Source organism: Pseudomonas fluorescens (assembly GCF_902497785.1).
Classification (GTDB): Bacteria; Pseudomonadota; Gammaproteobacteria; order Pseudomonadales; family Pseudomonadaceae; genus Aquipseudomonas; species Aquipseudomonas fluorescens_BO.
The window spans coordinates 10,746-22,767 of the sequence record NZ_CABVHK010000015.1 but is presented as its reverse complement, the minus strand read 5'-3'; the positions used below and the strand labels follow the sequence as shown (position 1 = coordinate 22,767).

The 12,022-nt window shown below is 56.8% G+C and carries 9 protein-coding genes and 5 tRNA genes; 1 reads left to right on the top strand and 13 read right to left on the bottom strand.

What is annotated here, in order from left to right; all coding sequences use genetic code 11:
* The first annotated feature begins 2 nt into the window (after positions 1 to 2).
* On the top strand, positions 3 to 1,043 hold the full coding sequence (locus F8N62_RS21555; protein ID WP_150712574.1) for an AraC family transcriptional regulator: 1,041 nt from the start codon (positions 3 to 5) through the stop codon (positions 1,041 to 1,043).
* A gap of 3 nt (positions 1,044 to 1,046) precedes the next feature.
* Here the strand turns inward: F8N62_RS21555 and F8N62_RS21550 are convergent, their stop codons facing one another.
* The 13 genes from F8N62_RS21550 to F8N62_RS21490 all read right to left on the bottom strand — a co-directional run bounded on the left by F8N62_RS21550 (position 1,047) and on the right by F8N62_RS21490 (position 11,959).
* Complete coding sequence (locus F8N62_RS21550) at positions 1,047 to 1,232, bottom strand: hypothetical protein (protein WP_150712573.1); 186 nt, start codon at positions 1,230 to 1,232, stop codon at positions 1,047 to 1,049.
* Between the two features lie 160 nt (positions 1,233 to 1,392).
* The gene (locus tag F8N62_RS21545) at positions 1,393 to 2,226 is read right to left on the bottom strand and encodes a DUF2242 domain-containing protein (RefSeq protein WP_150712572.1); all 834 of its coding nucleotides are present in this window, start codon (positions 2,224 to 2,226) and stop codon (positions 1,393 to 1,395) included.
* A 281-nt stretch (positions 2,227 to 2,507) separates the two neighbouring features.
* Positions 2,508 to 4,379 (bottom strand): SurA N-terminal domain-containing protein, encoded by a 1,872-nt coding sequence (locus tag F8N62_RS21540; RefSeq protein WP_150712571.1) that lies wholly within the window; start codon positions 4,377 to 4,379, stop codon positions 2,508 to 2,510.
* 105 nt (positions 4,380 to 4,484) lie between these two features.
* Positions 4,485 to 4,559 (bottom strand) — tRNA-His (locus F8N62_RS21535).
* A gap of 53 nt (positions 4,560 to 4,612) precedes the next feature.
* Positions 4,613 to 4,885 carry an HU family DNA-binding protein gene (locus tag F8N62_RS21530; RefSeq protein WP_002552737.1) on the bottom strand — a complete coding sequence of 91 codons (273 nt, stop codon included), beginning with the start codon at positions 4,883 to 4,885 and terminating at the stop codon, positions 4,613 to 4,615.
* Between the two features lie 147 nt (positions 4,886 to 5,032).
* Positions 5,033 to 7,429, bottom strand: coding sequence for an endopeptidase La (lon, locus tag F8N62_RS21525; RefSeq protein WP_150712570.1), 2,397 nt, complete (start codon positions 7,427 to 7,429; stop codon positions 5,033 to 5,035).
* Positions 7,430 to 7,590: 161 nt separating this feature from the next.
* On the bottom strand, positions 7,591 to 8,874 hold the full coding sequence (gene clpX, locus F8N62_RS21520; protein ID WP_007946893.1) for an ATP-dependent Clp protease ATP-binding subunit ClpX: 1,284 nt from the start codon (positions 8,872 to 8,874) through the stop codon (positions 7,591 to 7,593).
* A gap of 112 nt (positions 8,875 to 8,986) precedes the next feature.
* Positions 8,987 to 9,622 carry an ATP-dependent Clp endopeptidase proteolytic subunit ClpP gene (gene clpP / locus F8N62_RS21515; RefSeq protein WP_150712569.1) on the bottom strand — a complete coding sequence of 212 codons (636 nt, stop codon included), beginning with the start codon at positions 9,620 to 9,622 and terminating at the stop codon, positions 8,987 to 8,989.
* A gap of 93 nt (positions 9,623 to 9,715) precedes the next feature.
* Positions 9,716 to 11,026 (bottom strand): trigger factor, encoded by a 1,311-nt coding sequence (gene tig / locus F8N62_RS21510; RefSeq protein ID WP_150712568.1) that lies wholly within the window; start codon positions 11,024 to 11,026, stop codon positions 9,716 to 9,718.
* Between the two features lie 401 nt (positions 11,027 to 11,427).
* Positions 11,428 to 11,503, bottom strand: a tRNA-His gene (locus F8N62_RS21505).
* A gap of 78 nt (positions 11,504 to 11,581) precedes the next feature.
* Positions 11,582 to 11,666, bottom strand: a tRNA-Leu gene (locus tag F8N62_RS21500).
* Positions 11,667 to 11,720: 54 nt separating this feature from the next.
* Positions 11,721 to 11,796: transfer RNA gene (locus tag F8N62_RS21495), tRNA-His, on the bottom strand.
* Between the two features lie 78 nt (positions 11,797 to 11,874).
* Positions 11,875 to 11,959 (bottom strand) — tRNA-Leu (locus F8N62_RS21490).
* Between the last annotated feature and the right edge of the window lie 63 nt (positions 11,960 to 12,022).

Below are 12,022 nucleotides of genomic sequence, written 5' to 3'. Positions count from 1 at the left end.
CCATGAAACCGCTGCCGATGCGTCTGGGTGATTTGTCGGTGGGCTTTGTACACAGCCTGGCCGATGCAGTTCGCAGCCACGGTGTAGATCCTCAGTCCCTGCTCGACCAGTATGGCCTCGACCCGGCTCGCCTGGGCGAAGCCGGCGCGCGACTGTCGATTCCGCGCTACATGCGCCTGGGCCACGGCGCCATTCAACTGACCGACGACCCGGCCCTGGGTTTACGTATGGGCCAGCTCAGCCGCCTGAGCCAGGCCGGCCTCGCCGGAGTCACTGCCGCGCAGGCGCCGACAGTGCGCGAAGCGGCGCGCTGCCTGATTCGCTTTGAAGCCTTGTACGGGTCCAACTATCGCGGCCAATCGAGCTTTCACGAAGACGCCCAGGGTGCCTGGCTGCGGTTCTACTCCATCAGCCCCTACAACGCCTACAACCGCTTCGTGGTGGATTCGATCATTGCCGGCTGGTTGCAGCAATTGTCCAGTGTCAGCGCCGCTCCGTTGCGGGCCGAACGCATCGACATCGAATTCGCCGAACCGGATTACCGTGAGGCGTATTCGGTGCTGGGCGATTGCCCGATCCAGTTCGGCGCCGAACAGAATCAACTGCGCCTGAGCCTCGCGAGTCTCGCTCAGCGCAACCCGCTGCACTGCCCCAGCACCTGGCGGCACCTGCTGCAACTGTGTGATCGCGAACTGGAGCAACTGACACGCACCCGCAGCCTGCGTGAACGCATCACTCAGTTGCTGGGGCCGTTGCTCAATGGTGGCCGGGAACCCGACCTGGAAGAAGTGGCGGCACGCCTGAAGCTGCCGACCTGGACCTTGCGTCGCAAACTCGCCGAGGAAGGCACGCAATTTCGCGCCATTCTTAATGACACCCGTCGCGATCTGGCCATGACCTACATACGCGACACCGAACTGGCGTTCGGCGAAATCGCCTACCTGCTGGGCTTTGCCTCAGCCGAAGCGTTTCAACGCGCCTTCAAACGCTGGAGCGGTCAGACACCCGGCGAGTTTCGCCGCAGTCACCGCCAATCAGCCTGACGCTTACAGCTCGGTCGCATCTTCCGCAGGTTCCAGCGGGTCCAGTTCAAACGCCTGGAACTCGAGCAGCTCTTCTTGATAATCGTCCATTTTGAATCCCCCACAGCTGATTGAAAAACGCTTGAGTAAATGACCAGCGCCTTGAGCATAAAGTGCCCGCGTGAAAGAAAAATGACGCGGGCACGACACTTCATCGCCCTGAATAAAACGTAGCAGGCGATGAGGAATTTATCAGAGGATTTTTTCGATACAGGCCGCAGGACCACGGCCCGGGTTGACACAGGTCAATCTAGAGGGCTGTTCCGGGATCGATTAGTACAAAGGCCGATCCCGGAACGTCAGGGGCTGATTACTCACCGCTGACGGGTATGGACTGAATCGGTTCGGTCGGTGGCGGCAGGTTCGATTCGGCCGGTGGCGTGCCGTTTTCCGTGGCGGGTGGCGATTCGGTAGTTTCGGCCGGGGTCACCGGGGCCGGCTCAGGTGGCGGCGCGAGCGGTTCTGCGGCAGGTGCTGGTGCAGGCTCCGCTGCGGGGGCCGGTGCAGGCGCGGCGGTCGGCGCCGGCGCAGGCACCAATGCAGCCGGTGCGGGCTTGGTTTCAGGCACGCCGAGATCGGTTTTCGGCTTCTCGACGATGTGCGCGGCTTTCTTCGCTTCCGCCGGCAGGAACAACTCAACCAACGTGAAGAAGCGCTCGTAGAATTTCGCCGACGACACGGTTTCACTCGCCACCTTGACCATCGAATCGTCAGACGAGCCGATCGGCATCGATACCGAACCCAATACGCCAACCCCCACGCTGGCAGAGTTGTTTGTCTTCTTCAGCGCATAGCGATCCTGCAGCGCGTTGGCAAACATGGTCGCGTGACGCCCATCGCTGCCATCATCGGCACAGACCACACTGAAGCTGATCTCCAGGTGAGTCTCGCCAGTCTGCTGGAAGCTCTTGTGGCCGCTGATCAGTTTCGGGTCGTTGCTGGTAATGATGTAACCCTGGCTGAGCAATGCCCGACGGGCGGCTTCACACGATTGCGCGTCGGTCACCGGGTAGCTACGCGAAAACGTTCCGGAGTCAGCGAAATTCTCATGCTCATAGATCGGGACTTTCTTCGACGAGCAACCGGCCGCAACGGCCAGCACCAACGCCAGCCCGACGACCCGCACGGGAAATGATTTAAACATTGAACATCCTGAGGAAAACGGTCCGGGGCGTATTGTGCAACAGATCGATGCTTAGCGTGGCACCGATTAGTGTCTTGAAACAGTTACAGGTGTAGTGACTGCCATTTGCCGGGAAAAGTCCCAATCGGTGAAGATCAAAAGATCGCAGCCTGCGGTGGTACTCGATCCTGTAGGAGCTGCCGCAGGCTCGGGCCGCGTTCGGACGATCTTTTGATCCTGCCCACAAAAAACCCCGGCTGTTCGGCCGGGGTTGTTTATGTCGCAGAAAACTCAGCTAAAAATCAGAAACGCTTGATCTCTGCTTCAGCTTCCAGCTGCTTGCGATACGCCGCGAAGTCTTGCTGGCCGATGCGCGAAGCGAGGAAGCGACGGTATTGCGCCTTCTCCTCTTCGGTCGGTGCAGCCGCTTCGTTGACACCGTTCAGACGCACGATCACCAGGCTACCATCGGCCAGGGTCACGCTGCTGAAGGTCGGCTTGTCTTTGGCCGCAGGCTTGGGCATGCGGAACAGCGCTTGCAGCACAGTCGGGTCGATCCCTTCCTGAGCGCGAGTCGCCGCTGCGGTGACTTTCCAGTTCTGGCCATCGATGGCCTTGTCCAGCGGTGTCTTGCCGTCGCGCAGGCTGGCGATCAGTTCATCAGCCTTGGTCTTGGCGGCAGCACTGGCGTGCTCCTTGGCCAACTGTGCACGAATGGCAGCGGACACGCTTTCAAGCGGCAGTTGCGCAGGCTTCAGGTGTTCCTTGGCGCGCAACACGATCACGGTTTCCGGATCGAGCTCGATGGCGGTGCTGTTGGCACCCTCATCCAGCACTTCAGGACTGAACGCGGCAGTGATCACGGCACGGCTGGCCGCAACACCCTCGCCACCTTCCCGGCCGAACGGCTTGGACGTGTGAACCGTAAGTTTCAGGTCCTGAGCCGGCTGGGCCAGGTCGGAGGATTCGAACGACGAGTCTTCCAGTTGCTTGGTCGCCTCGACAAAACGCTGCTCGACCTGCTGGGTTTTCAGCTCTTTGGTCAGTTTGTCTTTCAGGCTGGCCAGCGTCGGCACTTCCGGCGCTTCGACACCCAACAACTTGATCAGGTGGAAACCAAAGTCAGTACGAACCGGTGCGGAAACCTGATCCTTCGCCAAACCGTACAGCGCTGTTTCGAACGCTGGATCGTAGACGCCAGGACCTGCGAAGCCGAGGTCACCGCCGTTGTTCGCCGAACCCGGGTCCTGGGAGAATTCCTTGGCCAGGGCCTCGAACTTCTCGCCTTTGGCCAGACGTGCCTGAACGTCTTCGATTTTCGCCTTGGCTTGCGCCTCGGTCACCTTGTCGTTCACTTCGATCAGAATGTGCGCAGCCCGGCGTTGCTCGGACAGGTTCGCGATTTCTTTCTGATACGCCGCCTGCAGGTCTTCGTCCTTGACGGCAACCTGATCAAAGAAGGAGGACTTCTTCAACTCGAGATAATCAATGATCACCTGATCCGGCGTCATGAATTCCTTGGCGTGTTCGTCGTAGTAAGCCTTGACCTCATCGTCGGTCACCTTCACAGCCGTCGGGTCAACCTTGACGTTCAGGGAAGCAAAGTCGCGGGTCTGTTTTTCCAGACGGGCGAAGGCCAGAACCTGTGCATCGGTGACGAAACCACTGCCTGCCAAACCCGCGCGCAACTGACCGATCAGCATTTCCTGAGCCAGCATCTGGCGGAACTGCATGCGGCTGTAGCCGAGTTGACGGATAACCTGATCGAAACGCTCGGGGCTGAACTTGCCATCCACCTGGAATTCAGGGGTTTGCAGGATCACCTGGTCCAAAGCCGCTTCGGAGAACGCGAATTTTGAATCTTCTGCGCCTTGCAGCAGCAGTTTGCGATCGATCAAGCCTTTGAGGGCCGATTCGCGCAGCATTTTTTCGTCGAGCAAGGAAGCATCGAAGTCCTTGCCCAGCTGTTGCATGAGCTGACGACGTTGCATGTCGACCGCCTGGCTCAGCTCGTTCTGGCTGATTTCTTCGCCGTTGACCTTCGCCGCGTCCTGGCTATTGGTCGTCGCCTGAAATATGGCCTCGATACCGGTGAAAGCCATCAATACAACGATGATTCCGATAATGGTCTTGGCAATCCAGCCTTGTGAATTGTCCCTGATATTCTGCAGCATGCGTCCCCCAGAAACGGTTGAACTTCAAAATTAGGCAACCGTGGAGCGTGGGTAGAATCCGGATAGAAGAAAGGCGCATCCGAGGATGCGCCTTCTCGTAACTGACGGAGCGGACCAAGGGTTCGAACTTGCGACCCTCGGTGTCACGGACCGGCGACTCGCCGACTGGACTACCGCTCCGCTGCCAGGTCAGGCATGACCCCGACCCGGATAGGCAAAAACCTGAATCGAACTTAGTTGACAGCTTCTTTCAGTGCTTTGCCGGCTTTGAAACCTGGTTTTTTGGCTGCTGCGATTTCCAGTGTCTTACCGGTCTGTGGGTTACGACCAATGCGAGCTGGACGATCAGTCACGGAGAACGTACCGAAACCAACCAGAACAACAGAGTCGCCAGCCTTGAGAGCGCCAGTGACGGATTCGATTACAGCGTCCAGCGCACGGCCAGCAGCAGCTTTCGGGATATCAGCGGATGCAGCGATAGCATCAATCAGTTCCGACTTGTTCACTCTAAGTCCCCTTATATCTATTTGAGTATGATTCTAAGTTTTTTGGTGAAAGCAAAAACGAGTGCTGAATGGCCTACAGACACTTAAGAGCCGCTTTATAACAAGGGCTCTAAAAAGCTGTCAACAAGCCCCCCAGGCAAATACGTATTAATGCGTGCTAATTCTTTCCTTAGAGTCAGACTCGCGTTTTTCATCCTTTGCAACTATCTCCGGAGCTACATCGGGCAAGGGCTCCGGCGCGTATTGCAGCGCAATTTGCAGGACCTCGTCAATCCATTTAACCGGTTTAATCTGCAGATCCTGCTTGATGTTGTCCGGAATTTCCTTCAGATCGCGTACGTTCTCTTCCGGAATGATCACAGTCTTGATGCCGCCACGGTGAGCCGCGAGCAGTTTTTCCTTCAGACCGCCGATCGCCAGTACCTGGCCACGCAAGGTGATTTCACCGGTCATGGCCACATCTGCGCGTACCGGAATCCCGGTCAATGCCGATACCAACGCCGTGCACATGCCTACACCGGCGCTAGGGCCGTCCTTCGGGGTCGCCCCTTCCGGCATGTGGATATGCGTGTCGCGCTTCTCGTGGAAGTCCAGGGGGATGCCCAGGCTCTTCGCGCGGCTGCGGACAACGGTCAGCGCTGCGGTGATCGATTCGACCATCACGTCACCCAGGGAACCGGTCTTGATCAACTGGCCCTTGCCCGGCACGACAGCCGCTTCGATGGTCAGTAATTCGCCGCCCACCTGAGTCCACGCCAGACCCGTCACCTGACCAATCTGGTCTTGCGATTCAGCCAGGCCGTAACGGAATTTACGCACGCCGAGGAAGTGTTCGAGCATGTCGGCAGTGACTTTCACCGAGAAGCGTTTTTCCATTGCGTGCTCTTTGACCGCCTTGCGGCAAACCTTGGCAATCTGCCGCTCCAGCCCACGTACACCGGCTTCGCGGGTGTAGTAGCGGATGATGTCGCGGATCGCTTCGGCGTCGAATTCCAGCTCGCCTTTCTTCAAACCGTTGGCCGTGATCTGCTTCGGCGAAAGGTACTTGACGGCAATGTTGATCTTCTCGTCTTCGGTGTAGCCCGGCAGACGAATCACTTCCATCCGGTCGAGCAGCGCCGGCGGAATGTTCATGGAGTTGGAGGTGCACAGGAACATCACATCGGACAGGTCGTAGTCGACTTCCAGATAGTGATCGTTGAAGTTGTGGTTTTGCTCTGGATCGAGCACTTCCAGCAACGCCGACGCCGGATCGCCACGCATGTCGCTGCCCATTTTGTCGATTTCATCGAGCAGGAACAGCGGGTTGCGAACGCCCACCTTCGTCATCTTTTGAATCAATCTTCCTGGCATCGAACCGATGTAAGTCCGGCGATGACCACGGATTTCCGCTTCATCGCGCACGCCACCGAGGGCCATACGGACGAATTTGCGGTTGGTGGCGTGAGCAATCGACTCCGCGAGGGAGGTTTTACCCACACCCGGAGGACCGACCAGACACAACACCGGACCGCGAATTTTCTTCACGCGTTTTTGCACGGCGAGGTATTCGAGGATCCGTTCTTTGACTTCTTCCAGCCCGTAATGGTCGGCGTCGAGGATGTCCTCGGCACGCGCCAGGTCCAGACGAACCTTGCTCTGCGCCTTCCAGGGCACCTGAACCAGCCAGTCGATGTACGAACGCACGACGGTGGCTTCCGCCGACATTGGCGACATTTGCTTGAGCTTGTTCAGCTCGCCCTGGGCTTTGGCCAGGGCGTCTTTCGGCAGGCCGGCGGCATCGATGCGCTTTTTCAGCTCTTCGATTTCGTTGTGCCCTTCGTCGCTGTCGCCCAGTTCTTTCTGAATGGCCTTCATCTGCTCATTCAGGTAGTACTCGCGCTGACTGCGCTCCATTTGTTTCTTGACGCGACCGCGAATGCGTTTTTCGACTTGCAGCAGATCGATCTCGGCATCCAGCAACGCCAAGACGTGCTCGACCCGGGCCGACAAATCGATAATCTCGAGGATTTCCTGCTTCTGCTCGATCTTCAAGGCCATGTGCGCGGCCATGGTGTCGACCAGGCGGCCCGGCTCGTCGATGCTGTTGAGCGACGACAGGACTTCAGCCGGGACCTTCTTGCCCAACTGCACATATTGTTCGAACTGAGCCAGCAGGCTGCGCACAAACACTTCCGACTCGCGCTCAGGCGCGTCGACTTCGTCAATCAATGAGACTTCGGCACGGCAGTGGCCGTCCACTTCGCTGAAGCGCTCCACAGCGCCCCGCTGCTCACCTTCGACCAAAACCTTGACCGTGCCGTCCGGCAGCTTCAGCAGTTGCAGAACGGTAGCGATCGTACCTACGCGATAGAGTGCATCTTCACCGGGATCGTCGTCAGCGGGGTTTCGCTGAGCCAGCAGAAGGATCTGCTTGTCGCCCGTCATCGCTGACTCGAGAGCTTCGATGGATTTCTCGCGCCCCACGAACAGCGGGATAACCATGTGCGGATAAACCACGACATCACGCAATGGCAGGAGAGGCAATTCGATGGTTGTCTTCATGATTTCGCCTCTACGGCGGCCATAAGGCCGTAAACAGATGGAAGTAAGCTTGAAACCAAGATGGGGGCTGCCTTCAAAAAAAACAAGCGCAAAGACAGTGTTAAAACCGGCAAAAAGGAAAGGGGCCCGAAGGCCCCTTCTTTATTCCAGCTGCGTGACGCTTAAGCGTCTGGCGCGGCCTTGGCAGCCGGCTCACTGTTTTCGTAGATATACAGTGGCTTGGACTTGCCTTCTATAACGCTTTCATCGATCACTACTTTACTCACCTCGGACTGCGAGGGGATTTCGTACATAGTGTCGAGCAACACACCTTCGAGAATCGAACGCAGTCCACGGGCACCGGTTTTGCGTTCCAGGGCACGTTTGGCGACCGATTTCAGCGCGTCGGCCCGGAATTCCAGGTCTACGCCTTCCATCTCGAACAGCTTGGCATACTGCTTGGTCAGGGCGTTTTTCGGCTCGGTGAGAATCTGCATCAATGCTGCTTCATCGAGCTCGTCCAGCGTGGCAAGGACCGGCAGACGACCGACAAACTCCGGGATCAGACCGAACTTGACCAGATCGTCAGGCTCGACTTCACGCAGGGACTCACCGACTTTCTTGCCTTCTTCCTTGCTGCGCACTTCTGCGTTGAAACCGATGCCGCCTTTGGTGGAACGGTTTTGAATCACCTTTTCCAGACCGGAGAACGCACCGCCGCAGATGAACAGGATGTTGCGCGTGTCGACCTGAAGGAATTCCTGCTGCGGATGCTTGCGACCACCTTGAGGCGGAACGGAAGCGACCGTGCCTTCGATCAACTTGAGCAGGGCCTGCTGCACGCCTTCACCGGAAACGTCCCGGGTGATCGACGGGTTGTCAGACTTGCGTGAAATCTTGTCGATCTCATCGATATAGACGATGCCCATCTGGGCCTTTTCCACATCGTAATCGCACTTCTGCAGCAGCTTCTGAATGATGTTCTCGACATCTTCACCCACGTAGCCCGCCTCGGTGAGGGTGGTTGCGTCAGCGATGGTGAACGGAACGTTCAGCAAACGGGCCAGTGTTTCGGCAAGCAGGGTTTTACCCGAGCCTGTCGGGCCGATCAGCAAGATGTTGCTTTTGCCGAGTTCGACGTCGTCATTCTTTTTGTCACGCTGGTTCAGACGCTTGTAGTGGTTGTACACCGCTACGGCCAGAACCTTTTTCGCACGTTCCTGACCAATCACGTACTGATCAAGGATGCCGCTGATTTCTTTAGGCGAAGGCAATTTATGCGCGCTGCTTTCGGCCTGGGCTTCCTGCACCTCCTCACGGATGATGTCATTGCACAGGTCGACGCACTCGTCGCAGATAAAGACCGAGGGGCCGGCAATCAATTTGCGCACTTCATGCTGGCTTTTGCCACAGAAGGAGCAATAGAGCAGCTTGCCGTTGTCCTCGCCGTTGCGGGTGTCAGTCATTCGTTCGATCCAAATCCGATAGGCTTGCAACACAAGATGAAGGCTATTGCGGGCTTTTTCAAGCCCGCCGCTGATCAGACGGGCCGACCAAGCCTATTTTGAGCTGCTTATTTTAAGCGGGGCGCTGGTTGATCACTTCGTCGATCAAGCCATATTCCTTCGCTGCTTCTGCACTCATGAAATTATCGCGGTTGGTATCACGCTCGATCTCTTCAAGCGTGTGCCCGCTGTGCTTGGCCATCAGTGTATTGAGACGCTCACGAATGAAGAGGATTTCCTTGGCATGGATTTCGATATCCGACGCCTGCCCCTGGAAACCGCCCAGTGGCTGGTGAATCATCACGCGTGAGTTTGGCAGGCAGAAACGCTTGCCAGGGGCACCGGCCGTCAGTAGAAACGCGCCCATGCTGCACGCCTGACCAATACAGGTGGTCGACACGTTTGGCTTGATGAACTGCATGGTGTCGTAGATCGACATGCCCGCTGTCACCGAACCGCCCGGGGAGTTGATATAGAGATGGATGTCCTTGTCCGGGTTTTCCGCTTCAAGGAACAGCAGTTGCGCACAAATCAGGTTGGCCATGTAGTCCTCTACCGGGCCAACCAGAAAGATCACTCGCTCCTTGAGAAGACGCGAATAGATGTCGTAGGCGCGCTCGCCGCGAGCGGACTGCTCGACAACCATCGGGACCAGGCCGCCTGCGGCCTGGATATCAGAGTTCTGCTGAATATACGAATTACGGAACATGCTCTGCAGTCACTCCCAAATAGTTATGTCTTGAATACGCATAAGCCAGCGCGAAGGCTGGCTTATGGTGTGTACTTCTTAGCGCAAAAACAATCAGTCGGCTTGTGGAGCTTCTACCGGCTTGACCGCTTCTTCGTAAGAGACCGATTTGTCGGTCACGTTAGCCTTCTGCAGAACAGTATCCACAACTTGTTCTTCAAGCACAACCGAACGGACTTCGTTCAACTGCTGGTCGTTCTTGTAGTACCAGGACACAACCTGCTCAGGCTCTTGGTATGCCGAAGCCATTTCCTGAATCATTTCACGAACGCGGGTTTCGTCAGGCTTGAGGTCGAATTGCTTGACCACTTCAGCCACGATCAGACCCAGCACAACGCGGCGCTTGGCTTGTTCTTCGAACAGCTCGGCCGGCAGTTGGTCAGGCTTGATGTTGCCGCCGAACTGCTGAACAGCCTGCACGCGCAGACGGTCAACTTCGTTGGACAGCAGAGCCTTCGGCACTTCGATCGGGTTGGTGGCCAGCAAGCCGTCCATCACCTGATTCTTGACCTTGGATTTGATCGCCTGACGCAGTTCACGCTCCATGTTCTTGCGAACTTCGGCGCGGAAGCCTTCCAGACCGGTTTCCTTGATGCCGAATTGAGCGAAGAACTCTTCGTTCAGTTCTGGCAGTTTTGGCTCGGAAACAGTGTTCACGGTCACGGTGAACTCAGCCGTTTTACCGGCCAGGTCGAGGTTCTGATAGTCCTCTGGGAAGGTCAGGTCCAAAACGCGCTCTTCGCCGGCTTTAGCGCCAACCAGACCGTCTTCGAAACCAGGGATCATGCGGCCGGAACCCAGAACCAGCTGAGTACCTTTGGCAGAACCGCCAGCGAACACTTCACCGTCGACCTTGCCGACGAAATCGATGTTCAGCTGGTCTTCGTTCTGGGCAGCGCGATCGGCCACTTCAAAACGGGTGTTCTGCTTGCGCAGGACGTCGAGCATTTTGTCCAGATCGGCATCAGCCACGTCAGCGCTCAGGCGCTCGACAGCGATACCGTCGAAACCGGCAACGGTGAACTCCGGGAACACTTCGAAAATAGCGACGTATTCCAGATCTTTGCCAGCTTCCAGGGATTTCGGCTCGATAGAAGGCGCGCCAGCCGGGTTCAGCTTCTGCTCAACGACAGCTTCGTAGAACGAGGACTGGATAACGTCACCGACGGCTTCCTGACGGGCATCAGCACCAAAACGGCGCTTGATTTCGCTCATAGGCACTTTGCCTGGACGGAAGCCAGCAATCTTGGCCTTTTGGGCGGTCTGCTGCAGACGCTTGTTGACCTGAGTCTCGATGCGCTCAGCCGGCACGGTGATGCTCATGCGGCGCTCAAGAGCAGAAGTATTTTCAACAGAAACTTGCATGGATATTCCTCGTTGCACAGACGTTGGCCGGCCGTTTCCGACCCCAGAATCAAGGGCATGCATTCTAGTAGGTCAAACTCAAGAAGTCACCCTACTGAAAACGGGTAAAAACGCAGCAGGCAATTTATAGGTGCGAATGCGCGAAAGCATCTCGCCCCGGTGACAAATACAGCTGATCACGCCAGAGCTCTGCGCCAACCCTTCTATATATAGAAGAGGCTGCCAATCATCACCCTGGCGGCCGACCTTGCGAGCACGGCCGGCGGGCAGCGCAGTATCATCGAGAAACATAAATACGACGAAACGCCCTGCCCTGCGACCCGGAACCTGCAGCCGCTGAACATTCAAAACCCTGAAACAAAAAAGGCGCCAGACTGTTAAATCTGGCGCCTTTCGAAATATGGGGTGGACGATGGGGATCGAACCCACGACAACGGGAGTCACAATCCCGTGCTCTACCAACTGAGCTACGCCCACCATATTGCGTGACAAAGAAGCCAAACAACTTCTTTGTCGAGCTCCAATCAGACCCTGCGGCATGAGTGAAGCTTTATTTGGTGCGGATGAAGAGACTCGAACTCTTACACCTTGCGGCGCTGGAACCTAAATCCAGTGTGTCTACCAATTCCACCACATCCGCGTGTAGCCGTTAAAGCAAAGGCGCCAGACTGTTAATCTGGCGCCTTTCGAAATATGGGGTGGACGATGGGGATCGAACCCACGACAACGGGAGTCACAATCCCGTGCTCTACCAACTGAGCTACGCCCACCATATTGCGTGACAAAGAAGCCAAACAACTTCTTTGTCGAGCTCCAATCAGACCCTGCGGCATGAGTGAAGCTTTATTTGGTGCGGATGAAGAGACTCGAACTCTTACACCTTGCGGCGCTGGAACCTAAATCCAGTGTGTCTACCAATTCCACCACATCCGCGTGTAGCCGTTAAAGCAAAGGCGCCAGACTGTTAATCTGGCGCCTTTCGAAATATGGGGTGGA

Coding starts and splice junctions, on each gene's coding strand:
- F8N62_RS21555 (WP_150712574.1), top strand. CDS start 3: ATGAAACCGCTGCCGATGCGTCTGGGTGATTTGTCGGTGGGCTTTGTA.
- F8N62_RS21545 (WP_150712572.1), bottom strand. CDS start 2,226: ATGTTTAAATCATTTCCCGTGCGGGTCGTCGGGCTGGCGTTGGTGCTG.
- F8N62_RS21540 (WP_150712571.1), bottom strand. CDS start 4,379: ATGCTGCAGAATATCAGGGACAATTCACAAGGCTGGATTGCCAAGACC.
- lon (WP_150712570.1), bottom strand. CDS start 7,429: ATGAAGACAACCATCGAATTGCCTCTCCTGCCATTGCGTGATGTCGTG.
- clpX (WP_007946893.1), bottom strand. CDS start 8,874: ATGACTGACACCCGCAACGGCGAGGACAACGGCAAGCTGCTCTATTGC.
- clpP (WP_150712569.1), bottom strand. CDS start 9,622: ATGTTCCGTAATTCGTATATTCAGCAGAACTCTGATATCCAGGCCGCA.
- tig (WP_150712568.1), bottom strand. CDS start 11,026: ATGCAAGTTTCTGTTGAAAATACTTCTGCTCTTGAGCGCCGCATGAGC.